Annotated in this window: 23 protein-coding genes and 1 pseudogene; 12 read left to right on the plus strand and 12 right to left on the minus strand. The window is 67.1% G+C overall.

The annotated features are described in order from the left end of the window. The first annotated feature begins 43 nt into the window (after positions 1-43). The 3 genes from WS54_RS01560 (at position 44) to WS54_RS01570 (ending at position 2,113) form a co-directional block, all read left to right on the plus strand. Positions 44-502, plus strand: coding sequence for an Lrp/AsnC family transcriptional regulator (locus WS54_RS01560; RefSeq protein ID WP_059237883.1), 459 nt, complete (start codon positions 44-46; stop codon positions 500-502). A gap of 225 nt (positions 503-727) precedes the next feature. Then, positions 728-1,297, plus strand: a complete 570-nt coding sequence (locus tag WS54_RS01565) for a hypothetical protein (protein ID WP_059781517.1) — start codon at positions 728-730, stop codon at positions 1,295-1,297. 147 nt (positions 1,298-1,444) lie between these two features. After that, the gene (locus tag WS54_RS01570) at positions 1,445-2,113 is read left to right on the plus strand and encodes a YebB family permuted papain-like enzyme (protein WP_059781515.1); all 669 of its coding nucleotides are present in this window, start codon (positions 1,445-1,447) and stop codon (positions 2,111-2,113) included. A gap of 54 nt (positions 2,114-2,167) precedes the next feature. On the opposite strand, the gene WS54_RS01575 is transcribed toward WS54_RS01570, so the two are convergent. From WS54_RS01575 to WS54_RS01595, 5 genes are all read right to left on the minus strand, one after another. Then, entirely contained in the window at positions 2,168-2,800 is a 633-nt protein-coding gene (locus tag WS54_RS01575; protein WP_059781514.1) for a LysE family translocator, read from the minus strand. A gap of 142 nt (positions 2,801-2,942) precedes the next feature. Next, positions 2,943-3,812 carry a PASTA domain-containing protein gene (locus WS54_RS01580; RefSeq protein ID WP_059781512.1) on the minus strand — a complete coding sequence of 290 codons (870 nt, stop codon included), beginning with the start codon at positions 3,810-3,812 and terminating at the stop codon, positions 2,943-2,945. Positions 3,813-3,892: 80 nt separating this feature from the next. Then, the gene (locus WS54_RS01585) at positions 3,893-4,225 is read right to left on the minus strand and encodes a DUF2322 family protein (RefSeq protein ID WP_006493310.1); all 333 of its coding nucleotides are present in this window, start codon (positions 4,223-4,225) and stop codon (positions 3,893-3,895) included. 53 nt (positions 4,226-4,278) lie between these two features. After that, complete coding sequence (locus WS54_RS01590) at positions 4,279-5,712, minus strand: MFS transporter (protein ID WP_059781510.1); 1,434 nt, start codon at positions 5,710-5,712, stop codon at positions 4,279-4,281. Between the two features lie 22 nt (positions 5,713-5,734). Continuing rightward, positions 5,735-6,436, minus strand: coding sequence for a flavin reductase family protein (locus WS54_RS01595; RefSeq protein ID WP_027812970.1), 702 nt, complete (start codon positions 6,434-6,436; stop codon positions 5,735-5,737). Positions 6,437-6,646: 210 nt separating this feature from the next. On the opposite strand from WS54_RS01595, the gene WS54_RS01600 reads away from it, so the two are divergent. Next, positions 6,647-6,973, plus strand: a complete 327-nt coding sequence (locus tag WS54_RS01600; protein ID WP_059781508.1) for a thioredoxin family protein — start codon at positions 6,647-6,649, stop codon at positions 6,971-6,973. A gap of 10 nt (positions 6,974-6,983) precedes the next feature. Continuing rightward, on the plus strand, positions 6,984-7,403 hold the full coding sequence (locus WS54_RS01605; RefSeq protein WP_034206266.1) for a secondary thiamine-phosphate synthase enzyme YjbQ: 420 nt from the start codon (positions 6,984-6,986) through the stop codon (positions 7,401-7,403). Between the two features lie 55 nt (positions 7,404-7,458). Here WS54_RS01605 and atsR read toward each other — a convergent pair whose 3' ends face one another. The 3 genes from atsR to WS54_RS01620 form a co-directional block, all read right to left on the minus strand. Then, positions 7,459-9,282, minus strand: a complete 1,824-nt coding sequence (gene atsR / locus WS54_RS01610; protein WP_059781506.1) for a hybrid sensor histidine kinase/response regulator AtsR — start codon at positions 9,280-9,282, stop codon at positions 7,459-7,461. 1 nt (position 9,283) lies between these two features. Beyond that, complete coding sequence (locus WS54_RS01615; RefSeq protein WP_059781504.1) at positions 9,284-9,787, minus strand: molybdopterin-dependent oxidoreductase; 504 nt, start codon at positions 9,785-9,787, stop codon at positions 9,284-9,286. 63 nt (positions 9,788-9,850) lie between these two features. After that, positions 9,851-10,723: a response regulator gene (locus WS54_RS01620; protein WP_059781502.1), complete on the minus strand. Its 873-nt coding sequence runs from the start codon at positions 10,721-10,723 to the stop codon at positions 9,851-9,853. A 357-nt stretch (positions 10,724-11,080) separates the two neighbouring features. On the opposite strand from WS54_RS01620, the gene WS54_RS01625 reads away from it, so the two are divergent. The 3 genes from WS54_RS01625 (at position 11,081) to WS54_RS01635 (ending at position 13,776) form a co-directional block, all read left to right on the plus strand. Next, positions 11,081-11,668, plus strand: coding sequence for a tetratricopeptide repeat protein (locus WS54_RS01625; RefSeq protein ID WP_034205622.1), 588 nt, complete (start codon positions 11,081-11,083; stop codon positions 11,666-11,668). 121 nt (positions 11,669-11,789) lie between these two features. Beyond that, positions 11,790-12,617, plus strand: a complete 828-nt coding sequence (locus WS54_RS01630; protein WP_034205621.1) for a hypothetical protein — start codon at positions 11,790-11,792, stop codon at positions 12,615-12,617. 133 nt (positions 12,618-12,750) lie between these two features. Continuing rightward, complete coding sequence (locus WS54_RS01635; protein WP_059784914.1) at positions 12,751-13,776, plus strand: hypothetical protein; 1,026 nt, start codon at positions 12,751-12,753, stop codon at positions 13,774-13,776. A gap of 195 nt (positions 13,777-13,971) precedes the next feature. On the opposite strand, the gene WS54_RS01640 is transcribed toward WS54_RS01635, so the two are convergent. Beyond that, positions 13,972-14,988, minus strand: coding sequence for a 1-aminocyclopropane-1-carboxylate deaminase (locus WS54_RS01640; RefSeq protein ID WP_059784909.1), 1,017 nt, complete (start codon positions 14,986-14,988; stop codon positions 13,972-13,974). A gap of 195 nt (positions 14,989-15,183) precedes the next feature. Between WS54_RS01640 and WS54_RS01645 the strand changes: the two genes are divergently transcribed. From WS54_RS01645 to WS54_RS01655, 3 genes and pseudogenes are all read left to right on the plus strand, one after another. Then, the gene (locus WS54_RS01645) at positions 15,184-15,684 is read left to right on the plus strand and encodes an Lrp/AsnC family transcriptional regulator (RefSeq protein WP_059784905.1); all 501 of its coding nucleotides are present in this window, start codon (positions 15,184-15,186) and stop codon (positions 15,682-15,684) included. A gap of 146 nt (positions 15,685-15,830) precedes the next feature. Beyond that, positions 15,831-17,550: pseudogene (poxB, locus tag WS54_RS01650) on the plus strand (ubiquinone-dependent pyruvate dehydrogenase). 243 nt (positions 17,551-17,793) lie between these two features. Beyond that, positions 17,794-18,381 carry a class I SAM-dependent methyltransferase gene (locus tag WS54_RS01655; protein WP_059784902.1) on the plus strand — a complete coding sequence of 196 codons (588 nt, stop codon included), beginning with the start codon at positions 17,794-17,796 and terminating at the stop codon, positions 18,379-18,381. A 148-nt stretch (positions 18,382-18,529) separates the two neighbouring features. Here the strand turns inward: WS54_RS01655 and WS54_RS01660 are convergent, their stop codons facing one another. The 3 genes from WS54_RS01660 to WS54_RS01670 form a co-directional block, all read right to left on the minus strand. Next, positions 18,530-19,669: an acyltransferase family protein gene (locus WS54_RS01660; RefSeq protein ID WP_059784898.1), complete on the minus strand. Its 1,140-nt coding sequence runs from the start codon at positions 19,667-19,669 to the stop codon at positions 18,530-18,532. Beyond that, positions 19,666-20,478, minus strand: a complete 813-nt coding sequence (gene blaOXA / locus WS54_RS01665) for an OXA-1043 family class D beta-lactamase (protein WP_059784895.1) — start codon at positions 20,476-20,478, stop codon at positions 19,666-19,668. The genes WS54_RS01660 and blaOXA overlap by 4 nt, the downstream gene beginning before the upstream one ends. A gap of 326 nt (positions 20,479-20,804) precedes the next feature. Next, the gene (locus WS54_RS01670) at positions 20,805-21,956 is read right to left on the minus strand and encodes a porin (protein ID WP_034205612.1); all 1,152 of its coding nucleotides are present in this window, start codon (positions 21,954-21,956) and stop codon (positions 20,805-20,807) included. Between the two features lie 572 nt (positions 21,957-22,528). On the opposite strand from WS54_RS01670, the gene WS54_RS01675 reads away from it, so the two are divergent. Continuing rightward, the gene (locus WS54_RS01675) at positions 22,529-23,566 is read left to right on the plus strand and encodes an ABC transporter substrate-binding protein (RefSeq protein ID WP_059784891.1); all 1,038 of its coding nucleotides are present in this window, start codon (positions 22,529-22,531) and stop codon (positions 23,564-23,566) included. The last annotated feature ends 68 nt before the right edge of the window (positions 23,567-23,634 follow it).

The raw sequence follows: 23,634 nt of genomic DNA on the forward strand, positions 1-23,634 counted from the left end.
CATTGGACGCGTGATATGTGAATTTTTTGGAATCGGATGCCAAATGAAACTTGACGCTATCGACCGCCGGATCCTGAGCGCGCTGCAGCGCGACGGCCGCATGCAGAACGTGGAGCTCGCGCACGAGGTGGGGCTGTCGCCGTCGCCGTGCCTGCGGCGCGTGCGGCTGCTCGAGGAAGCCGGCGTGATCGAGAAGTACGTGGCCGTGCTGAATCCGGCGAAGGTCGGCAAGGGGCTGACGATTTTCACGCGCGTGTGGCTGAAGGGGCAGGACGCGGAATCGGTGAACCGTTTTTCCGAGGCCGTCCAGCAGATGCCGGAAGTCGTCGAATGCCACCTGATGGCCGGCGACTGCGATTTCCTGCTGCGCGTTGTCGCGGCCGACATCGACGATTACCGGCGCTTCCAGATGGAATACCTGACGCGTATCCCCGGCGTGCTCAGCGTGAAGACCGACATTCCGATGCAGAAGGTCAAGCTCACGTCGGCGCTACCGACTTAGCGGGAAGCGGGCGCGCGGTGGCGCGTCGACGCGCGGTCATCGCGCGGTGACAATCGCCCGATACACTGAGGGGGCGAGTCGCGTCGCACGGCGTGCCGGTGCGGTCGCGCACTGTTCGATGTGCAAGCAACTAACGGTCAATGTCGACGCGATCGGTCCAGCGGCGCTGCGTGGCGCGCCGGGCCGCGCGTCGCAGCGGATACGTTTCTTCCTGTCGAGCCCTACATGCAGCCATTCAATACGCCGTGGAATTCGCTGGAAATCGTCAAGCTCGCGCTCGGCGTGCTGACGCCGTTGTCGGTCGCCTGTCTCGGCTGGCTCGTCGCGCGCCGGCTGAAGCGGCTCGAACTCGTGCAGTGGACCAACCAGCGGCTGATCGAGAAGCGGCTCGCGCTGTACGACACGGTCGCGCCGCAGCTCAATGCGCTGCTGTGCTTCTACACGTGGATCGGTTACTGGAAGGACATCTCGCCGGACGACGTGATCCGCGCGAAGCGTGACCTCGACCGCACGTTCCACATCTACCGCTACCTGTTCGACGACGACGTGTACGACGCGTATCACACGTTCATCCACGCGCTGTTCGAGATGCATACGGGGCCGGGCCGCGACGCGCGGATCCGCTCGCTGATCCAGGCGCCTGACGGCGACCGCAGTGTGCACGGTTCGTATGAATGGAAGCCGGCGTGGTCCGAGCGTTTCTCGACCGCGAATGTTGTGTCGAAGGACGACGTGCTGCGGCATTACACGCGGTTGATGGAGCGGCTGCGCGTGGCGCTGGGTGCGACGCGCTGAAGGGTGCTGCGTTCGGGCGCTTCGCGTGTCACGCCAGTATCGAAATCCGCCACCCGGCGGCGCGGATTCCCGCCCTTGCGGATGAAGCGGATGCGGCGTGCGGCTGCGCCTGCCATGCTCGCGCCATGTCACTCGCGCGAGGTTTGTATGGTCGTCGACACCGGCCGCCAGCCGCTTCTGGTCCGTTCGCCCGGCGCACGCCGGCGGCGGCTCTTTTCCGCCGGTGCTCCCGACCCGCTTGCCGAGCCGTTGCCGGCCGAACCGGAAATCGGCGACATCGTCTTCATCCGCGTCACCGTGCGGCCGTTTCTCGAAGTGGCGAGCGCGACACGTTCATGGACGAATCACGTCGGCATCGTCGTCGGCGAGCACGGCGGCGAGACGCTGATCGCCGAAAGCACGTTTCCGCTGTCGCGCGTCACGACGATGTCGCGGTTTCTCGCACGCTCCGAGCGCGGCGCATGCGTGATCGCGCGGCTCAGGCAGCCGCTCGACGCCGCGCAGCGTCGCGAACTCGTCGCCGCGGCGATGCGCCGGATCGGTGTGGTCTACGACACGGGTTTCAACCTCGCGTCGCGCCGGCAGTTCTGCTCACGTTTCGTGCGCGAGGCGACGCGGATCGTGCTCGGCGACGTCGAGACCTTCGACACGCTGCTGCACCGGAATCCCGATCATCCGCTCGGCTTCTGGAGGATCTGGTATTTCGGCCGGATTCCGTGGCACCGCCGCACGGTGACGCCGGCAAGCATCCTCGATAGCGGTGCGTTGCGCGTGGTGATGGACACGCGTGATTCGGGCACCGGTCGCGACGACTGACGGCCTCGTGTGTCGCCGGGGCTCGCACGGTTCCGTTCGCGCTGCTGGCTGCCCTCAGTGCCGTCCCGCCATCGCGAGCCGCGCCGCCAGCCCCACGAACACCGACCCGAGCAGATACTGCGGCACTTTCGACGGCCGGCGGCGCGCGCCGATCCGCTGGCTCAGCCGGCTCGCGGACAGAATCACCGCGCCGTTCACGACGATCCCGATCAGGTTGAGCACCGTCGCGAACACGAGAATCTGCACGGCGATCGAGCCGTGCTCGGGCCGCACGAACTGCGGGAACAGCGCGAGCACGAACAGCGCCATCTTCGGGTTCAGCAGGTTCGTCGTCAGCCCTTGGCGAAAGATCGTCGCGGTCGAATGGCGACGTGGCGACGCGACGGGCGACAGCGCGGTCGCATCCGAACGGAAGGTTTTCCACGCGAGATACAGCAGATACGCGGCGCCGGCGAAGCGCACCGCGTCATAGGCGAGCGGCACCGCGACGAACAGCTGCGACAGACCGAACGCGGCCGCGAGCGCGTGGCAGTAGGTGCCGGCCTGGATGCCCGCGAGCGTCGCGAAGCCGGCGCGTCGCCCCTGGCTCACACTGCGGGACGCGATCAGCAACATGTCGGGGCCCGGCGTAATGGTCAGCGCGAGACACGCGCCGGAGAACAGCGCGAGCGTGGAGAAGTCGATCATGGCAGTCCCTTTTGCGGGTGCGGCGTAAAAGGGAAGCCAGTTTAGGAGGGCGGGCGAAGCCGGTCAATCGAGCGAACGGACGATGGCCTGGCGGCACGGATCGCATGACGCATGCATCGCGCATGCGCCGCCTGCACGCCGTTCACTGCTTGCGACAGGCAACCTGATAGTCGATCACGGTGTTCTCGGAAGGCCGGTCCGGCTCGCCGCCCACCGTCGTCACGCCGAGCACGCCGGCCGCATTCCGGTAGCGCAGCGCGCAATACCCGACGCCGGTGCCCGAGCACGCTTCGGCTTCGATAATGCCGTGCTTCGCGAGCGTTGCAGCCCCGTCCATCGCGTCCGGCTTCTCGCGCGGCCGCAGCGGTCGCCAGCCATGCGCGATCAGTATCTTGCGGGCCGCGTCGAGCGGCTTGCCGTATACGTTCGGCACGACCGCGCGGCCGCTGCAGTGCGTGCTTTCGGCGGCGACGCGGGTCAGCCGCAGGCCGCCGTTTTCCTCGTGCAGCTCGCCGACGGGCGCTTCGGGGCCGTCGCCGCCCCAGACGAGCAGTGCACCGTTTTCCAGACGATCGACCGAGCCGAGCTGCCAGCCCGCCTTGCGCGCCGTGTAGCCGAGCGCGACGAGCGTCGCGCCGTCGAATACGCCGAGGTTGCCGTTGCGCGCGAAACAGATCGCGCTCGTGCCGGCGTTGAATCCGCTCGCGAAGCTCACGACCGTGTAGCGCCCGAGCGGTGCCTCGGATGTCACGATCCAGTCGCGCTTCGCGACTTCGCGGCCGGCCGCCGTGGTCGGCTTCGCGCGATATTGCGTGTAGAACGGATCGAGCGAACCGCTTTCAGGCGAGTGCGGCAGCGTGCCGAGCGGCACGAGCGACGCTCCGGCGATATCGGCGGCCGTGCGCAGCGGCTCGGCCGATGCCGTGCCGCCGAACGTGGCGCCGGCAAATACCGCGATCGAAACGATCGACGCCAGATGCCGGGTGAGCGGCGAGGCAACGGAAGGAAGCACGCTGGTTGTCTCCGGGGAAAGTGGGACGGGCGCGGCACGCGCTTTTTCGCCGGTCCGTCACGGTCGCGCGCGCCGCCGACTCAGTCCTTCGCGACGACGTCGATGCGCAGTGCGTCGCCGCCGGCCACGATCGCCAGCAGACGATCGACGTTCGGGTGCGCGCCCGGACGATTGCGCGCGTCGGCCGTATGCTCGGCGAACACCGCGAGCCCGTGCTCGGCCGCTTTCGCGTCGAGCGTGCCGAACGCCTGCTTCAGATAGTGATACACCGCGAGCGAGCCCTGCTTGCCCGGCTGGTTCTCGATGGTCGCGACCACGTCGCCGTTCGCGCCGACGAGATCGATGCGCGCGATGCCGTCGATGGCCGGCAGTTGCGCGAGGTTGTCCTTGAATACTGGGGTCGGTTGAATCACTGAAAACACTCCGTCGGTTCGGTCATGGGCCAAGGTGCGTGGCCGGCCGTATCTTATCCGATTGGCCTCGGTGCGCCGGTCCGCGTGCCGGTGCCGGCCGTGCGCCACGCGAGCGCCGCGCCCGCGAGCTGCAGCGTGCTGCCCGTCAGCATCGCGACCCGCAGCCCGGTCGCACCGCCGCCGCACGCGTCGTACAGCGCGCCCAGCAGCGCGACGCCGAAGACCGCGCCGGTCATCCGCGTCACGTTCATCAGCGATGCCGCCGTGCCGGCGCGCGCGGCATCGACCGCGCCGACGGCCGTCGCGGCCAACGAGCCGACCGCGAGGCCGAGGCCCGTGCCGGTCAGCGTGAGCCCCGCTTCGGCCCACGCGAGCATCGGTGCATGCGGATCCGTCGACCCGGCCGCGCCGATGCCGATCGTGGCGAGCCCGAGCCCCATCAGCGCGACGCCCCCCGCGCCGGCCGTGCGTGCGCCGACGCGGGCCGCAACGGCACCGGAGCCGAACGACACGAGCGCGAACGGCACCGACATCGGCAGCAGCGCGAGGCCGGCACCGGTGGCGTCGAGCACGTGGTAGCTTTGCCATGCGAGCGGCAGCACGAAGAGCATCCCGTAGCCACCGAACGTCATCGCGCCGTTGCCGATCAGCATCCCGCGGAACGCGCGATTCGCGAACAGGTCGAGCGGCACGAGCGCGGCCGCGCCAAGCCGTCGTTCGATCCGCGCGAACAGCGCAATGGCGGCCGCGCAGGTCGCGACCAGTAGCGCCGCACGCAGCGGATCGTGACGTGCGTCGATCGTCGCGAATACGACGCAGCCGATCGCGATCGCACCGAGTACCTGCGCGGCCGGGTCGAAGCGCCGGTCCTGCGGATCGGCCGATTCCGGCACGACGGCGCTAGCGAGTGCGATCGCGGCGATGCCAAACGGAATCACGACGCCGAAGATGCTGCGCCAGCCGAACGCGTGGATCAGCGCGCCGCCGAGCGTCGGGCCGACGATCATCGCGATGCCGCCGCACGCGGCCCAGATGCCGAGCGCGCGTGCGCGTTCGGCCGGATCGCGCCAGATCACGCGGACGATCGCGAGCGACGCGGGGGTCAGCAGCGCGGCGCCCGCGCCGGCGAGCGCGCGGCCCGCGATCAGCACGCCCAGCGTCGGCGCGAGCGCGCACACGACCGACGCGCCGCTCAACACCGTCGCGCCGAGCATGAATGCACGCCGCCGGCCGTACAGGTCGCCGATCAAGCCGCCCGTGAGCAGCAGCACCGCATACGCGAGGTTGTACGCGTCGATCACCCATTGCAGCGCACCGACGCGGGCGCCGAACGCGGCCCCGATCGGTTCGGTCGCGAGATTGACGATCGCCGTGTCGATCTGCGCGATCAGCACGGCGATGCACAGCGCCGGCAGCACGAGGCGGTGCCGGGCCGGCGCGGCGACATCGACCGCACGGGTGGCAGCAGGGCGGCGTATCGGATTCACAGGCGTTCTTCCGCGCGCTTCACTACCGTGCGCTACCGGCCAGCGTGCCCGCGTCGCGCGAACGCTCGATGTCGGGGCTGCGATACGCGCGTTCGGGAATCTCGGCGAGCCGCGACGGATGCACCTGCCGCGGCGCCAGCCCGTAGAACTTCTGGAAGCTCATGATCAGCGGCGACCACTTGTCCGGATCGATGCGGTCCGGATGACCGTCCATCAACAGGTCGGGATGCACGTGCACGCGCTGGATGCGCAGCTCGAACACGCGGATGCGGCCGCGCAGGTCGGGCGTGTCGTCGCCGATTCCGTAGGTGGCCGCGACGACCGCCTCCATGTGCACCGGGCATTCGAGCGCGCGCGGCGGCGTGACGGTTTGCGATGCCGCTTCGGTCAGCCCGGCCGTGCCGAACTTGTCCGGTTCGAATACGTAGCCCTTCGCGCGTTTGCCGTCGGGTACCGGGTACGTGCCCGTCGTGCGCGCGATCCGGTCGACCGCGTCCGCCTGCGCCGACGACGGCAGGTTCAGCACGCATTCGCCGGTGCGCAGCAGGTTGCGGGTGGTCTGCGAACTGGCGGCGATGCCGATCACGCCGCGCCAGCCGAGCCAGAACGCGGACGAGATCGGCGCGAGATTGGCCGTGCCGTTTTCGTTCAGCGTGCTGACCAGCACGACGGGCGTGCCGAAGTAGAGGATGTTCGGTTCGGTGACGCAATGCGGCGCATTCATGGTCGAAGCCTCGTTGACGGGATCGGTTCCCATGCTGATCCCGTCGCGGCGATGCGGCGCTCCGATTCTTGTTGTGTCATTCCGGACGATGCGCGCGGACTGCGCCGGCAGCGCGCGGGCTTTTCCGCTACAGTAAGAAATCGAAGGCCGCACCCGCCCGCATCGCGCCGGCGCGTGCAGTCACGTTCCGCCAACGCACACGAGGGCCTGATGGACACCGAGCAACGCTACACCGCCAACGCGCCGACCCGTGCGGAAGTCGACGCACTGGGCGGCGCAACCGTCATCGAATTCGGCGCGAACTGGTGCGGGATCTGCGCAGGCGCGCAGCCTGCGATCGCGGCGTCGTTCTCCGAGCATCCTGCCGTGCGGCACCTGAAGATCGAGGACGGTCCCGGCCGTCCGCTCGGCCGCTCGTTCGGCGTGAAGCTGTGGCCGACGCTGGTGTTCCTGCGCGACGGGGTCGAAGTCGCGCGGGTCGTGCGCCCCGCCGACGCGAAGCAGATCGAAGCCGAAGGCTTCGCCGCGCTGGGCTGAGGTCATGGCAATGCAACAGGCCATCACGCACGTCGGCGTCGATACGCGCGGCAGCGGCCTCGTCGAAATCACGCCGCAGGTACGAGCGTTCGTCGACCAGCAGGCGATCCGCACCGGCCTGCTCACCGTGTTTTGCCGCCATACGTCGGCGTCGCTGCTGATCCAGGAGAACGCGGATCCGTCGGTGCAGCGCGATCTCGAACGCTATTTCGCGACGCTCGCGCCCGAGGACGACACGCGCTACGAACACGACACCGAAGGCGCCGACGACATGCCCGCGCATCTGCGCACGGCGCTCACGCAGGTGCAGCTGTCGATTCCGGTCGAGCACGGGCGCATGGTGCTCGGCACGTGGCAGGGAATCTATCTGTTCGAGCATCGGCGCGCGGCGCACCGGCGCGACGTCGTGCTGCATCTGATCGGCGAGTAGACGAGCAGGCAGCAGCAGGGCGAGCGGGGAACGCGCGATGCCGCGTTGGCGCGGCTCAGGCGAGCAGCTTCTCGACGAGCGCGCCGAGTTCGCGCAGGTGAACCGGCTTCGGCAGGAATGCGTCGAACACCCGCTGATCCTCGCGCAGCGCGGCCGATTCATACGCGCTGACGCCGAGGATCGCCGGATGCCGGCCGTCGTCGTCGGGTTCCGCCACCGCGCGAATGCGCCGCGCCACGTCGAATCCGCTCAGGTCCGGCAGTTCGAGATCGAGCACGACGAGGTCGTAGCGGCCCGTACCGAAGCGCGCGACGCCTTCCTGCCCGGTGCCGCACAGATCGGCCTCGATGCCGAGTGCCGACAGCATCGCGCCGAGCGTTTCGCGCGCGTTGTCGTTGTCGTCGACCACCAGCGCGCGCCGCCCGAGGTGGGCCGGCACGGGCGGCAGCGCGGGCATGTCGGCCGCGCTGCCGCCCGCGCCCGTATCGACGCCGGGTACTTCGACGGGCAGCGTCACGACGAACTCGCTGCCTTCGCCGACCACGCTGCGCACGTCCACATGGCCGCGCAGCGTCGTCACGATTTCGCGCACGACCGCGAGCCCCATGCCGATCCCGTCGACGTGCAGTCCGACCGCGTCGTTCGCGCGATAGAACGGCTCGAAGATTTTCGGCAGATGCTGCTTCGCGATGCCGGCGCCGGTGTCGCGCACGGCGATCCTCAGCTGCTGACCGGCCTGCGCGTCGGCGAGCGTGATCGCCACCGTGATCGAGCCGCCGACCGTGTACTTCACCGAGTTCTCGATCAGGTTCGACAGCACCTGCCGCAGCAGCTTGCGATCGGAGCGGATCGCGAGGCCGGGCGGCTCGACGAGCTGCGTGACCGCGATCCGTTTCGCCACGATCTTCTCGCGCAGCGGTTCGAGCACTTCGGCCAGCAGCGGCGCGATGCCGACGGTATCCAGTTCGGCGATGCGCTTCGTCGAGCGCAGCTTGATGTAGTCGGTGAGATCCTTGACGAGCGCTTCGAGCGACAGCGCCGAATTCTGCAGCCGCCGGATCGTCTTCAGGTTCGCGTCGGACTGCGCTCGCGCGAGCAGGATCTCGATCGATCCGCAGATCGCCTGCAGCGGCGTGCGCAGTTCGTGGCTGACCATCCCGAGGAACGCGTTCTTCGCCTCGATCATCTCGAACGCGCGGTCGGACGCCTTGCGTTCCGCATCGAGCGCCGCGTGCTGCCGTTCGAGCAGGTCGTCGCGCGTGCGCATCGTATAGAGCAGCAGCAGGAACAACGCGCACAGGATCACGCCGAGCACGATGCCGAGGATCAGGATCGCGCGCTGCTTGTCCTTCAATTGATGGAACGTGAAATCGCGCTGCGACATTTCGATCGCGCGGAAGTAGTTCGCGAGGCCGTTGACCTTCGGCCAGTACGCACTGACTTCGTCGATCACCTGCCGCGCCTGCTGCGGCGAGTCGCGCAGCCGCGGCACCTCGCGCTTCAGGCGCGTCATGAATTCGCCGAGCGCGTCGATCTCGTTGCGCGCGCGCGGGATCCGCAGCCAGTATTCGGACACTTCGGACGGCCGCTGCAGGAAGCCGAACGACACCGACAGGCTGTCGAGCTGCATCTGGACGTGATCGAAGTCTTCGTCCTCGTGCGTCGCGTACAGAATCAATTGCCGGTCGAAGCGCGTGTAGACGTTGCGGTACTGCGCGGCGGTCCAGAACACGCCTTCGCGCGGCCCCTCGAGCACGCCCTCGTTGACCGAGGTGGCGAGGAGATCCCACAGCAGGAACGCCCACGCGGCGAACCCCATGATCCACAGCGAGCCGAGGACCAGGATGATTTTTCTATTTTTCCATCGCCGCCGCGTCATTTCACTTCACGGTCAGACCGATGATCTGCCATGCGAACTTGGCTTCGCCGAGCGGTGTTTTCAGCTCGTCGGGATACTGGTCGCGCGGATACATGATCCACAGCGGGCCGTAGTTGTCGTTGCCGAGCACCTTGCCGTTCATCGTCCGCGCGAGGATCACGCCGTACTTGTCGGCGTCGGAGACGGGAATCGTGAACGTGTATTCGTCGATGCAGCGGAATTCGATCTGCGTGCCGTGCGCGCCGACCGTCTTCAGCACGTCGGACAGGCGCGGGCCGGTGAAGGTCGCCTTCGGCGTCCAGCTCGTCGACGTGACGATCGTATGCTGCGGCAGCGCCATCAGCGCCTGCTCGGAAAACACGTAGGTCGTTTTCCCCTGCTGGTTGCTCTTGCTGATCTTGCCGTCGACGGTGAACGTGAACGACGAAGCGGCCCATGCCGCGGCGGCCATTCCGAGCAGGCAGGCCGTCAGCAGGCTTTTGGTCCAGATGGTCGAAATGCGCATGTCTTTCCCCTCGGTCTGATGGTTGGTGTAGCCGGTTGTCGTCCCGGCGTCGGTTTCCGGTTCTCAGTTCGTGGCCGCCGCGGCCGGCAGCGTGAGTTTCAGTTCGCGGGCGACTTCCGCGAACAGGATCGGCAGGCGCACCGGCTTTTCTTCGCAGCGCGCGTTGTAGTGCGACACGATGTGCGCGATCTCGTCCTCGCTCGCTTCGCCGGTCGAGATCTTGCCGGTCAGCAGGAAGATCGGCGCGCCGCTGTTCTCGCTCGAGCGAATGCCGCGCACGAGTTCGGCGGCCGTCTGGTCGCCGAGCATCCAGTCGAGGATGTAGCCATCGAAATCCTCGACTTCCAGCGCCTTGCGGAAGCTCGCGCCGTCGAAGTACGGAATCGCGTTCACGCCTTTCTCGATGAAATATTCGCAGACCGTTTCGGCGACGTCGGGCGAATCGTCGACCACGGCGATCCGCGCCGCGTACACGTTCGGCTGCGCCGAGCGCAGCTCGATCACGTCGACCGGATACGTGCGGCCCTCGCGCGCGTGCTGGCGTTCGGTGACGATCCATTCGCCCTGCCATTGCAGCGCGACGAAATCCGTTTCGATCTGGCTGGTGGCCTTCGTCGAGATCGCGGCGCGGCAGCGCAAGCGCTTCGACTCGATCACGAACGTCGCGTCGATCATCTCCGCCGCGGCCGGCTGCGTGCCCTTGTCGTCGAGCAGGATCGCGGGCGGCACGCCGAAGTGCGTCGCGATGTCCTGCAACTGCGACAGGTTCCACGGGATCAGGCCTTTCATCTTGCGCGTGACGACCGAGAAGCTCAGACCGAGCACGTTCGCGATCGTCGTGTTGTGACTTCGCGGCGGAATGCCGTTCCGGTTCAGGAGATCGCGCACCTTGTTGGCGGTGATGAGATCGACGTTGGCCTGCTCGGTGGTGGACATCTCGATGGGGTCTCCAAGGGTTTTGGCGAGGAAGAGCATATCAAACCTGACGTGCTACGCAAACTTTAAACGCGCGAATGGTCTTGACATGCCATTTTTCTCCATTATTATTGCTCACCACGTCACTATTGTTTGTCGCGTCATGTTTGGAGGTCGATACCGGCACAGTCGGATCGGCGCAAAGCGGCGGCAATGAAGTAGTGGCGAACGATTCGAAGAGAGAACCTGAGAGAGCCTTGGGCAGCGTGTCGGCGTGCGCGGATTGTATCCGCTGCGCCGCACGCGACCGGGTAAACGCTCGCGGGGATGGGATAGCTCGAAGAATTGCGGCGCCAATAAAACTTGAGGAAAGTACCCATGTATCGCCGTCTACTCGCACCGGGGCTGCTGTTGCTGTTGGCCGCGTGCGCGCAGGATCCGTCGGTTACCGCCGGCACGGTACGGATCTGCGACGACACAGGTTGTTCCGATCGCCCTAAAGATCAGGTCTCCTATCAAAAAAAGGACGATGCGGAAGACCGCGAGGACCCGCGCATCGCCGCGCTCAAGCAAACCGCGAAAACCCAGCCGAAGGCCGCCTACGATCTCGGCCTGCGCTACTTCCGCGGCGACGGCGTGCGCCAGGACAGCTACCAGGCGCTCAAGTGGATGCGCGAGGCCGCCGAACGCGGCGACCTGAACGCGCAGAAGGCGCTCGGCAGTTTCTACCTGTTCGGCCTCGAGGAAATGGGCTCGGATGCGCGCGAAGCGGAGAAGTGGCTGTCGATCGCGGCCGGCCGCGGCGACAAGGAATCGAAAAAGCTGCTCGACCTCGCACGCAAGGCGAAGAAAGAAGACGAAGAAGACTGGAAATGGCGCACGCAATGGCGTGACGTCTATTACGGCTACTGGTACTCGGGCTATCCGTACTACGGCGTCTGGCAGCAGACGTACTGGTACTACTGACCGGGTATCGAGCAACGGGGGCAGCCGCGGGGAGACCACCATCGCGCGCTACGCCGGGGGGCTTATCGAAGTTCGCACGAACACATAAGCCGAACAACGACTCTAATCGATCGACAACGACATGAAGACCAATCTTTCCCAACGTCTCGTTCAAGGTGCGCTGGTTGCAGCGCTTGGCGCGTCCGTCGCGGGGTGCGGCGGCGTGGTGACGCCCGGCGGGCAGAACGCCGGCGTGACGGGCGCGGCGGCAGGCGGCGCGAGCGCCGGCGCCGATTCGCAACTGCAGCGCTGCACGTCGCCGCTGGGCACGATTGCGGTCGACGACGGCCGCAACGCCGACTGGTGGGGACCGTTCGGCAGCGCGACTAAGATGACGACGATCGACCCGCTGCTGCGCCTGGCGGTGCAGCAGTCGAACTGCTTCGTGATCACGTCGATCGGCAACCAGAAGAGCGACGCGCGGCTGTCGCGCATCACGCAACTGCAGCGCAACTCGGGCGAATACCGCGCGGGCTCGAAGCAGCAGAAGGGGCAGCGGGTGGCGGCCGACTACTACATGGAGCCGCAGATCGTGATCAACGACTCGCCGATCGGCGGGATCGGCAGCATGATCGGCGGGCTGATCGGCAACAGCGCGGTGGCGGCGGTGGCGGGCCACCTGCAGACGAAGGCGTCGGTGGTGACGCTGACGCTGTTCGACGTGCGCTCGGCGGTGCAGATCGCGGCGGCGGAAGGCAGCTCGACGGCGACCAACTACGGCGCGGCGCTGGGTGGTTTCGGCGGCGGCGTGGGCGGTGCGCTCGCGGGCTTCTCGGCGACGCCGGAGGGCAAGGCGACGGTCGTCGCGTTCATCGATGCGTACAACAAAATGGTCGTCGCGCTGCGCAGCTACAAGGCGCAGGACGTGAAGGGTGGGCTGGGCCGCGGCGGCCAGCTGCAGGTCAACTGACGTGTCGGCGGGCCGGCGGGAAGCCGCCGGCCGATTGCCGAGTCTCGCTTCCTGATTTCCTGATGGTCGGTGCGTGCGGCGCGATGCGCGCGTGCCGGCTTCGTTCGGCCTGTTCGTTTGAAAGGGGACCCCGATGAAAGCCGCTGTACTGATCGCATTGACCTGCGTTGCGCTGACCGCTTGCGGCGGCGACGACAATTCCTCGCCCGCGGCGTCCGGTGGTTCGGGGACGAGCAACAACAACGGCGGCGGCGGAACGGGCGGCACGGGGTCGGGCGGGACGGGAAGCGGCGGCACCGGCACTGGCGGATCGGGCGGTTCGGGCGGCAGCACGCTGACGTGGCGCTACGAGGCACAGCCTGTCGCGGCCGACAAGGCGAGCTTTCTGACGCTGGTCAACAGCGAAGGCGCGAAGGGCTACCGCTATCTCGGTGACTATTTCTACAGCGGGACCAATGGCGGCACGCAATCGATCTTCGTGAACGACGGCACCGCGCAGACCTATACGTACCAGTTGCAGACGGCGCCGGCCGACATGACGTCCTTCGTCAATGCGGCCAACGCGCAAGGGGCGAGCGGTTACCGCTACGAAGGACCGCTCACGTACGGCGATCTCTATCGCAAGGATGGCGGTTCGTCCGCCACCTACACGTACACGACGACCGGCCTGCCGGCCGACGTGAACGCGTTCCTCACGCAGGCGAACGGACAGGGCCAGTCGGGCTACTGGTTCCTCGGTCCGATGGCGGTGGGCGCCGTGCAGGCGAACGTGTATATGAAGAACAACGCGTCGACCGCGACCTATACGTACGACGCGCTGGCGCCAGCGTCGACCGTCGGCGATTTCATCGCCCAGGCCAACAGCGAAGGGGCCAAGGGTTATCGCGCGAAGGGCGGGATGGCATTCGGCACGACGATCTCGTGGATCTACGTGAAGGACCAGACGCAGTCGCCGACCTTCTCGTACCAGTCGGCCGCGATCCAGGCGACCGGCGCGAACTTCGTGCAGCAAGCCAATACGTTCGGCGCGCAGGGCGCCGCGTACCTGAGCGATATCGCGCTCGGCGTTTCCTCGCCGGTGATGGCGTCGTTCTATTTCACGCCGAAGAATTGCACGGGCTTCCTGTGCACGACGCTGAATCCGCTCACGCAGAACTGAGCAGGCGCGTCCGGGGCGGCTGCATCGCACGGAACGTTCCGTCGAACATGCTCCGCGCGCATTGAATCGCGTGCCTCAGATGCGCCACGTCCGTGGCCGCATCTTTTGTCGCCGGCTTGCCGGCGACATTTCATTTTGTACGTGCGTCGGTCGGGCGCGCCGGACACGCCGCGCGCACCGTCTCGACCGCCGCCGTCAACCGTTGCGAAAGATCTCGTTGTACGCGCTCAACGCCGGCGCCCCGCCAAGATGCGCGTATAGCACCTTCGACCCCGGCTCGAATTCCCCGCGCCGCACCTTGTCGATCATCCCGTGCATCGATTTCCCTTCGTAGACGGGATCGGTCAGCATCCCTTCCAGCCGTGCGCACAGGCGAATCGCTTCCAGCGTGCCGTCGCTCGGCAAGCCATACTCCGGCCCGCCGTACCGCGTATCGAGCACGACATCCTGGTCGACGATATCGCGGCCGAGCCCGACCAGCTCGGCCGTATGCCGCGCGATCCGCGTGATCTGTTCGCGCGTCTGCTCCGGCTTCGCCGACGCATCGATGCCGATCACGCGATCCGCGCGCCCGTCGGCCGCGAAGCCGACGACCATGCCGGCCTGCGTGCTGCCCGTCACCGAGCAGACGACGACGTAATCGAACTTGAACCCGAGCGCCGCTTCCTGCGCACGCACCTCCTCGGCGAAGCCGACGAATCCGAGCCCGCCAAGCGGATGCTCGGAACAGCCGGCCGGAATCGGATACGGCTTGCCGCCCGCCTGCCGCACGCTCTCCATCGCTTCTTCCCAACTGCGGCGAATGCCGATGTCGAAGCCGTCGGCGACGAGCCGCACGTCGGCGCCCATCATCCGGGACAACTGGATGTTGCCGACCCGGTCGTACACCGGATCTTCGTAGTTGACCCAGTGTTCCTGCACGAGCACGCACTTCATCCCGAGATGCGCGGCCACGGCCGCCACCTGGCGCGTCTGGTTCGACTGCACGCCGCCGATCGACACGAGCGTATCGGCGCCCTGCGCGAGCGCGTCGGGCACGAGATATTCGAGCTTGCGGGTCTTGTTGCCGCCGAATGCGAGGCCGCTGTTGCAGTCCTCGCGCTTCGCATACAACTCGACCTTGCCGCCGAGATGCGCGCTCAGGCGCTTGAGTGGCTGGATGGGTGTCGGGCCGAACGTCAACGGATAGCGGGGGAAGCGTTGCAGGTTCATCGGCGGGCTCCGAAAAGGGAAACAAGACGGGAAATCGGGTCGTTGGGGCGCTGCCGGCAGGCCGGGCTCCGATCCAAAAAATGATAGGCACAAGCGCGGGAAATGAGCTTGCGAAATGAATTGTGTCGACCTACGTTATCGACGATACAAATGCAAATTGAGCAATTTCAATTCGTCGAAATGGGAGTTGGCGCAATGAAATTAGAGCGCAGCAATGCATCGCGAGCCGACGCCGCACCGACGCTCGACCGCATCGACCGCGCGATCCTGCGGCAACTGCAGCAGGATGCGTCGATCTCGAACGTGAGCCTCGCGGCGAAAGTGAAGCTGAGCGCGCCGGCGTGCCTGCGGCGCGTCGAGCGGCTCAAGGAAATGGGGCTGATCCGCGGCATCGTCGCGTTGCTCGAACCGAAGGCGCTCGGCGCCGGAATGCTGGTCGTGATCGGCTTCGTACTCGATCGCTCGACGCCGGAAGCGTTCGCCGCGTTCGAGAAGGCGGCGCAGAAAGTGTCGGGGTGTGTCGAATGCCACGTCGTGACGGGAGAATTCGACTACTTCATGCTCGTGCGCACGCGCGACAACGACAGCTTCAACCGGCTGCATGCCGAGCAGTTGCTTTACTTGCCGGGCGTGCGGCAGGTGCGCTCGTTCATGGTGCTCAAGGAAATCCTGTCGACGCATGCGTTGCCGCTGTAGCGCGGCAGGGCGGCCGGTTTCGCGTCGGTCGTCCGTGCGGAACGCATCGCGATTGCACCGTGCATACGTCGTTTCGCGTCCTTGACTATCATGCGTCGATGCAGGGCAGATGCTGCATGTCCCGACAACCCAACTGTGAGGGCATCATGGCAAGACAGACGATGGCGGAATATCTGGCGAAGACGCTGGCAGCTGCGGGCGTCGAGCGCATCTGGGGCGTGACGGGCGACAGCCTGAACGGCCTGTCGTTCAGCCTGAGCCAGATCGGCTCGATCCGCTGGATGCACACGCGGCACGAGGAGAGTGCGGCGTTCGCGGCCGGCGCCGATGCGGCGTCCACCGGGCGGCTCGCGGTGTGCGCGGGCAGTTGCGGCCCCGGCAACCTGCACCTGATCAACGGGTTGTACGACTGCCACCGCAACCACCAGCCGGTGCTCGCAATCGCCGCGCACATTCCGTCCACGGAGATCGGCCTCGGCTACTTCCAGGAAACCCATCCGCAGGAGCTGTTCCGCGAGTGCAGCCACTTCGCCGAACTCGTGACGAACGCGTCGCAGTTCCCGCGCGTGCTGGCGCGCGCGATGCGCACCGCGATCGACGAGCGCGGCGTGGCGGTGATCGTGCTGCCGGGCGATATCGCGCTCGGCGACGGTCCGGACGAAGCGCCGGCGTGGACCGAAGCGGCGCCGCCGTCGATCCTGCCGGCCGATGCCGATCTCGACCGGCTCGCGGCGCTGCTCAATGGGTCCGACGCGGTCACGCTGCTGTGCGGCAGCGGCACGCAGGGCGCGCACGACGAAGTGGTCGCGCTGGCCGATACGCTCGGCGCGCCGGTCGTGCACGCGCTGCGCGGCAAGCAGTTCGTCGAATGGGACAACCCGTTCGACGTCGGCATGACCGGGTTGATCGGTTTCAGCTCCGGCTATCACGCGATGGAATCGTGCGACACGCTGCTGATGCTCGGCACGGATTTCCCGTACCGGCCGTTTTATCCGACCCATGCGAAGGTCGCGCAGATCGACTGGAAAGGCTCGCAGCTCGGCCATCGCGCACCGCTCGCGCTCGGGCTCGTCGGCACCGTGAAGGAAACGATCGCGGCGTTGCTGCCGCGGCTCACGCGCAAGACGCAGCGGCGCTTCCTCGAGAACGCGCTGAAGCACTACGCGGCCGCGCGCAAGGGGCTCGACGATCTCGCGGTGGCCGAGCCGCCGGGCCGCGCAATCCATCCGCAGTACCTGACGAAGATCGTCGACGAGGTCGCGGCCGACGACGCGATCTTCACGGCCGACGTCGGCACGCCGACACTCTGGGCCGCGCGCTACCTGACGATGAACGGCAAGCGGCAACTGCACGGCTCGTTCAACCACGGGTCGATGGCGAATGCGATGCCGCAGGCGCTCGGCGCGCAGGGCGCGCATCCGGGGCGGCAGGTCGTGTCGCTGTCGGGCGACGGCGGCCTGTCGATGCTGCTCGGCGATCTGCTGAGCGCACGCCAGTTGAAGCTGCCGATCAAGATCGTCGTGTACAACAACAGCCTGCTCGGCTTCGTGTCGATGGAGCTGAAGGCCGCCGGCTATCTCGACACGAACGTCGACCTGAGCCCGACCGACTTCGCGGCGATCGCGAAGGGCGCCGGTATTTTCAGCGTGCGCGTCGAGCATTCGGAAAACGTCGAGCACGCGTTGCGTACGGCGTTCGAGCATGATGGGCCGGCCGTGGTCGACGTCGTCACGTCGAAGTACGAGCTCGCGATGCCGCCGAAGATCGAGCTCGCGCATGCGAAGGGCTTCAGCCTGTTCATGCTGCGCGATCCTCAGTGGGCGCGGCGACGAGATCGTCGAGCTGGCGAGAACGAATTTGCGGTGAGCGGGCGGCGCAAGCGGGACGGGCGCCGGCCGCAGATCCGGCACGAATTGATCGGATAAATCAGGGACAATCTTCACGTCGCCTTAAGTTTGCTTTTCCTAAAATCGATTGGGTCGCCGCGCCGTGCGGCGGATCGATTCGTTCCAGGAGGATGCGCATGCTCGAGCCCCGTGTCGCCGCAGCCCTGTTCCATGAAGTCGTCGGCATGTCGAAGCCGACGGCGCAACCGCGCGAGGCGTGCCAATGACGTGGCCGAACGCGTGGCGTGTCTCGGCGCTGTTCGTGCGCGAGTGGGTCGAGCGTCCGGCCCTGGTGGGCGCGTTGTGCCCCAGTTCGCGGCACCTGGCGCGCGAGATGGCCGATGCAGTGCCGGACGGCGACGGGCTCGTCGTCGAACTCGGTGGCGGCACCGGCGCGATCACCGCGGCGCTGCTCGAACGCGGCGTCGCGCCCCGGCGTCTCGTGGTGGTCGAACGCTCGCCGGCGTTCGTGCAGCATCTGCGGCGACGCTTTCCCGGAATCTCGATCGTGTCGGGCGACGCGCGGCAACTCGAGCGGCTGATGCCGCCGGGGGCCGCGGTCGACGCGATCGTCTCGTGCCTGCCGTTGCGCACGCTGCCGCGTGAAGACGTGGCGGCGATCGTCGGTCAATGTCACCGCGTGCTGTCGGCCGACGGCGTGATGATTCAGTTCACGTACGATTTGCGGCCGCCCGGCCGTCATCCGCTCGGCGATTCGGCATTCGTTGCCTGCGATAGCCGGATCGTCTGGGCAAATTTTCCGCCTGCGCGCATCGTGACCGTGCGCTGCGCCGCCGCATACGCCGGTTGAGCGTGGCTGCGGGGCGCGCTCAGCCGGCGCCCCGTCAAGCCCATTGGTTCGCCGTGCTCATCCATCCGGTTTTCCTTCGGCACGTCGTCGCATCGGGTTCCTGCCATCCCGGCCGCGTTCTCCTTCGTTGGCCGTCATCCGCGGAAAGCTAGACCCGCGTGCTGCTCGCCATCTGCACGGCAGGCCGCAACGCGACCCGCTTGACGAAGCGATCGAGCGGCGCCGCATAGCCGCGCGCGATGACTGCACTGAAACCTGCCGAAAGCACCAGATACGCGACGAGCAGCGCCAGCTTGTCGTCGCCATGCATGGCGGACGGCGCCCAGAACGTGCGCAGCATGCCGAGCACGATCAGATGGAACAGATACAGCTCGTAGCTGAGCCGGCCGCTCCAGCGCAGCGGCGCGAGCATGCGGCCGCGATCGGGGGTGCGTTGCGCATGCGCGCCGATCAGCAGCACGGCCGTGCCGAGCGCCATGGCGGAGACGCCGAACACATGGCTTTCGACGATCGGCCACGCGAGATAGAGCGCCGTCATCGCCGCTGCCGCGAGCCATTGCACGGGCGCGGCCGCGAGCGCCTGCCAGCGCGCGCGTTCGGCCAGCAGCGCGGTACAGCAGCCGATCGCGATGCCGTCGAAGCAGGCGAAGTACGCGTACAGGAAGCCGCCTTCGTCGCCCGGATGCGTATGGCGGTACACGGGGCCGATCGCGGCGACCAGCAGCCAGAACGCGAACAGCAGCGCGTCGCGGCGCAGTGCGATGCACAGCAGCGGGAACGACAGGTAGAACACCTCTTCGACCGACAGCGACCACAGTACGCCGAGCGCGTAGTTGACCCATCCGTACGCGCCGATCAGCACGTTCATCCAGAACGTGAGCGACGCCAGGTTCACGAGCCAGTACGACACGGCGACGCCCTGCGGCGCATGGTTCGCGAAGATCGGCACGCCGGCCGCGGCCAGTCCGTCGACGAGCGCGAGCAGCAGAAGCAGGCACGGGACGATCCGCGCGATGCGCGACACGTAGAACGCGCGCACGTCGAGCGTGCCGAGGCTGCCCCAGCGGCGGCGCGCATTCGACGTGATCAGGTAGCCCGAGATCGCGAAGAACATCGTCACGCCGTAATTGCCGTTGCGCACGATCGCATGGACCGTGTCCCAGCCGAGCACGCGTGCGAGCGCGGTGTCGCGCAGTGGATACGCGATGTTGAAGTGATGCAGCAGGACGAGCAGGATCGATACGCCGCGCAGCAAGTCGATGCGGGCGTTGCGCGGGGCGGCGCTCATTGTGGCCGGGCTGGTTCGGCGAGCGCCGGCAGCGTCGCGAGAAACGTGTCGCGCGAGCGCAGGCCGGCATTCGGCGTATGCGCCTGCTCATCCTGGATCAGGTTCGCGAACACGAGCGTACGCGACCCCTTCGTCGCCCAGCCGACGAACCAGCCGTACGCGTGCGCGGCGTCGTACGCGAGGCCCGGCGATCCGGTGCCCGTCTTGCCGTGCACGGTCCAGCCGCCTGGCTGCGCGTCGAGCAGCGTGATGCGCTCGGTCATGTCGTACGCGTGCGCGCTGACGGGCAGCGTGCGGCGGACGATCTTGCGCATGAACGCGACCTGTTCGAGCGGCGAGATCCGTAGCGACGAGTTGACCCACGCGCCCATCACGCCGGGCAGTTCGCCCTGCTTGCTGGTGACGTCGGCATTGCCGTAGCCGAACGCGCTCGTGTACTGCTGGAAGCGCGCCTGCCCGAGCGCCTGCGTGACCTGCTCCGAATACCAGAAGATCGACAGCTTCATCCAGCGCGCCGGATCCGTCGGCTCGCGCCACGGCGCACCGCCCCAGTCGGGGTAGCCGGCGTGGAAGTCGAGCGTGGGCGTGTGCTCGTCCTTCAGCACGCCGGCGTCGAAGCCCATCAGGCCGATTGCGACCTTGAACGTCGATGCGGGCGTCACGCGGGTCGTGCAATCGCCCTGCTGCACGAGCACGTTGCCGGTGGCGGCATCGGCGACGATGGTGCATACGGGATGAGCGCGAGCGGACGCGGCGGCGACGAGGCCGGCGAAGGCGAGCAGCGCATGACGCCAGTGCTTCAAGTGCATCTCCTTGAAAAGCATGCGGAAGGTGTGCGGGGCGGGCGGGGAGCGGAAGGCCGTGCGCAATCGAAGCGACGGCCGGCATTCGATGACGAGGTCGATCGCCGCCGTCGGGATAGCTCACAGTGTATCGGCGGATCGCCGGCTGTCGACCTGTCATGGTTGACGGGGCACGCGTGCGACCTTCGCCGGTTCCGGCGGTTCATGTCGTTCACGCACCCGCTGCCGGGCCGATGAAAAAGCCCGCCGGCAGACCTGTGCCTGCGGGCGGGCGAAGACACCTCGCGCCGACCGGCGCGGGTGTCGCGTGAAGAACGGAGAACGGGCTGGCGTCAGAACTTGTGGCGCAGCGCGAGCCGTACGGCCACCTGGTTCGACGTCGACGACGGCGCGTCCGTGCCGGGGATGAATGCGTTGTCGAGGATCGAGTTCGTCCGGTCGCCGGCGATGTGCTGGTACGCGGCCTGCACGTACACGTCGGTGCGCTTCGACAGGTTGTAGTCGGCCATCAGTCCGACTGAATGGATCTTCGGCTTCGCGTCGCCGCTCGATGCGTCGTACTTCTCGAGCGACAGCACGTACTGCGCGCCGACCATGAATGCCGGCGTGATCTGGTACGAACCGTTCACCTCGAAGTTCTGGTACTTGATCGCGCTGACCGTCGCCCCCGGCGCGATGATCGCGCTCGGCGTACCCAGATAGCCGTTGCCGGTCGGGTTCTTGTAGTTCGAGTTCGTGTACGCGAAGCCGACCGTCGCCGGCCCGAACGTGTAGTTGATGCCCGCGCCGAACACGCGCATGCGCTCGGCGATGTAGCTCGCGTCGTTCGCGGTGATCGCGCCGGCCGAGCCGTTGCCCGGATGGTTCGCCTGCAGGTACGCGGCGCCGATCAGCAGCCCGCTGTTCTGGTACTGCGCGCCGAAGCTGTACGCGCGGTTGTCGGAGAAACCGGTGCTGTTGCTGAAGCTGTATGCGCCGCCGAACTGGAAGCCGCCGAAACTCGGGCTCGCGTATTTCACCGTGTTGTCGAGGCGGAACGAGTTGTCGGTGTTGTCGTTGTCGAACGGGTGCGCGAGCAGGTAGCCGCCCCAGTTGCCGTTGGCGGTGGTCGGCGCGAGATAGTCCACGACGGAATCGTACTGGCGGCCGAACGTCAGCGTGCCGTACTGCGCCTGGCTCAGGCCGACGTAAGCCTGGCGGCCGAACATGCGGCCGCCTTGGCCGAGCCGGCCGCTGTTCACGTCGAAGCCGTTTTCGAGCTGGAAGATCGCCTTCATGCCGCCGCCGAGATCCTCGCTGCCCTTCAGGCCCCAGCGGCTGCCCTGCGCGTAGCCGCTGGCCATTTCGTAGACGTGGCCGGTGCCGACGTTGTTCGTGTAGTTCAGGCCTTCGTCGATCACGCCGTACAGCGTGACGCTGCTTTGCGCGAACGCGGGCATGGCGAAGGTTGCCGTTACGGCGAGCGCCGTCAGGGTCTTTTTCATTGATGAGATCTCCGGGATATCCAGCTCATATCGGTTGTCGTGAGCGCGTCCGGCGAGGCGCGCCCCGTCATCCGGGGCGATCCGGCGCAGCGCGTGCGGCGCCGGATCGCGCAACGCGCGGCGGCGCGGCACCCGGCAACGTCGGGTCGTGTCTCCTCCGATGACACCGCGCATTCTTCCGAAGCCGAAACGGAATCGAAAGCGAGTAATTTCGATGGATGGGATCGGGTTCGCCAATGGGGGCGCGACGGGCGGTTTCGACAGTGGAAACGGGCGGCCCGGCGCCACGATTCGAGGTCGCCCGGGCAACGGGCGAGCGCCACGCAATGCCGCCCGCCCCAGGCCGTGGCCGCACGACCGGAAAACGGCCGGCAGGCCCGCCGTACGGGCCTCGCAGCGGGTCGGGCGATCGATTGGCGCAGCCGATTGCAATGATCGGAATTACTCGTTTCCCTAAACAAATTGGCGGCTCAAACATGCAGGCTGACCGGGCGTGGACGCATTCGCGATGCGCCGGTCGCCGCGCCTGCCGCGACGCACAAACAACAGATTCGATTTGGAGACGACCCACCATGCAGATTCGACGACTGAAAACGGCCCTTCTCGCCGCCGCGGCGATCCTGTCCGCGCCCGCGGCCCACGCGGCCGGCGGCGCGTGCACCGACGGCAAGACGGTCCATTTCGCGAGCATCACGTGGGAGAGCGGGGCGTTCGCGACCGAGGTGCTGCGGCAGATCATGGAGAAGGGCTACGGCTGCAAGACGGACGTCGTGCCGGGCAGCACGGCCGCCACCGAAACGGCGCTCGCACGCAACGACCTGCAGATCTGGGCCGAGCAGTGGACGGGCCGCAGCGAGATCACCGCGAAGGCGGTCGCGTCGGGCGCCGTGAAGCTGATCGGCGACACGCTGCCGGGCGGCACGACGGAAGGCTGGTTCGTGCCCGACTACGTGGTGAAGGGCGATCCGGCGCGCCACATCAAGCCTGTCGCGCCGGGGCTCGTGTCGGTCGACGATCTGCCGAAGTACAAGCAGGTATTCGCCGACGAGGAGGAGCCGGACAAGGGCCGCTTCCTGAATTGCCCGACCGGCTGGGACTGCGAGCGCGTAAACACGCGACTGCTGCGTGTGCTGAAGCTCGACCAGTCCTATACGAACTTCCATCCGGGCACGGGCGCGGCGCTGGACGCGGCGATCGCGTCCGCGTACCAGCGCGGCGCGCCGATCGTGTTCTATTACTGGGGCCCGGCCGCGCTGATGGCGAAGTACAAGTTCACCGCGCTGAAGATGCCGGCCTATAACGAAGCATGCTGGAAGACGTTGCGCGACGAGAGCAGCACGCACCAGTGCGCGTCGTCGTACATGGTGTCGCGGCTGACGGTCGGCGTGTCGAAGCCGTTCGCCGATGCGAACCCCGATCTCGTCGGCGTATTCGGCAAGGTGCGTTTTCCGATGGACTTCCTGAACCAGACGATCCTCGAGATGACGACGAAGAAGATCGACGGCGCGGCGATGGCCACGCAGTTCCTGAAGACCCGCCCGGACATGTGGAAGCAGTGGGTGCCGGCCGACGTCGCGCAGAAGATCGCCGGCAGCCTGAAGGGCGCGTAACCTGCGCGCGGCGGCGGGCTCGCGCCTGCCGCCGCCGTCATGCGCCTTCGCGGCGCGACGGAGAATCA

The organism is Burkholderia sp. NRF60-BP8, from assembly GCF_001522585.2.
In the GTDB taxonomy this organism is placed as follows: Bacteria; Pseudomonadota; Gammaproteobacteria; order Burkholderiales; family Burkholderiaceae; genus Burkholderia.

Excerpts from the sequence above, each read along its gene's own strand:
- WS54_RS01560 (WP_059237883.1), top strand. The coding sequence starts at position 44 with ATGAAACTTGACGCTATCGACCGCCGGATCCTGAGCGCGCTGCAGCGC.
- WS54_RS01615 (WP_059781504.1), bottom strand. The coding sequence starts at position 9,787 with ATGCGCATTTCGACCATCTGGACCAAAAGCCTGCTGACGGCCTGCCTG.
- WS54_RS01640 (WP_059784909.1), bottom strand. The coding sequence starts at position 14,988 with ATGAACCTGCAACGCTTCCCCCGCTATCCGTTGACGTTCGGCCCGACA.
- WS54_RS01670 (WP_034205612.1), bottom strand. The coding sequence starts at position 21,956 with ATGAAAAAGACCCTGACGGCGCTCGCCGTAACGGCAACCTTCGCCATG.
- WS54_RS01625 (WP_034205622.1), top strand. The coding sequence starts at position 11,081 with ATGTATCGCCGTCTACTCGCACCGGGGCTGCTGTTGCTGTTGGCCGCG.
- WS54_RS01630 (WP_034205621.1), top strand. The coding sequence starts at position 11,790 with ATGAAGACCAATCTTTCCCAACGTCTCGTTCAAGGTGCGCTGGTTGCA.
- WS54_RS01660 (WP_059784898.1), bottom strand. The coding sequence starts at position 19,669 with ATGAGCGCCGCCCCGCGCAACGCCCGCATCGACTTGCTGCGCGGCGTA.
- atsR (WP_059781506.1), bottom strand. The coding sequence starts at position 9,282 with ATGACGCGGCGGCGATGGAAAAATAGAAAAATCATCCTGGTCCTCGGC.
- WS54_RS01675 (WP_059784891.1), top strand. The coding sequence starts at position 22,529 with ATGCAGATTCGACGACTGAAAACGGCCCTTCTCGCCGCCGCGGCGATC.
- WS54_RS01655 (WP_059784902.1), top strand. The coding sequence starts at position 17,794 with ATGACGTGGCCGAACGCGTGGCGTGTCTCGGCGCTGTTCGTGCGCGAG.
- blaOXA (WP_059784895.1), bottom strand. The coding sequence starts at position 20,478 with ATGCACTTGAAGCACTGGCGTCATGCGCTGCTCGCCTTCGCCGGCCTC.
- WS54_RS01600 (WP_059781508.1), top strand. The coding sequence starts at position 6,647 with ATGGACACCGAGCAACGCTACACCGCCAACGCGCCGACCCGTGCGGAA.
- WS54_RS01620 (WP_059781502.1), bottom strand. The coding sequence starts at position 10,723 with ATGTCCACCACCGAGCAGGCCAACGTCGATCTCATCACCGCCAACAAG.
- WS54_RS01575 (WP_059781514.1), bottom strand. The coding sequence starts at position 2,800 with ATGATCGACTTCTCCACGCTCGCGCTGTTCTCCGGCGCGTGTCTCGCG.
- WS54_RS01635 (WP_059784914.1), top strand. The coding sequence starts at position 12,751 with ATGAAAGCCGCTGTACTGATCGCATTGACCTGCGTTGCGCTGACCGCT.
- WS54_RS01595 (WP_027812970.1), bottom strand. The coding sequence starts at position 6,436 with ATGAATGCGCCGCATTGCGTCACCGAACCGAACATCCTCTACTTCGGC.
- WS54_RS01570 (WP_059781515.1), top strand. The coding sequence starts at position 1,445 with ATGGTCGTCGACACCGGCCGCCAGCCGCTTCTGGTCCGTTCGCCCGGC.
- WS54_RS01565 (WP_059781517.1), top strand. The coding sequence starts at position 728 with ATGCAGCCATTCAATACGCCGTGGAATTCGCTGGAAATCGTCAAGCTC.
- WS54_RS01605 (WP_034206266.1), top strand. The coding sequence starts at position 6,984 with ATGCAACAGGCCATCACGCACGTCGGCGTCGATACGCGCGGCAGCGGC.
- WS54_RS01645 (WP_059784905.1), top strand. The coding sequence starts at position 15,184 with ATGAAATTAGAGCGCAGCAATGCATCGCGAGCCGACGCCGCACCGACG.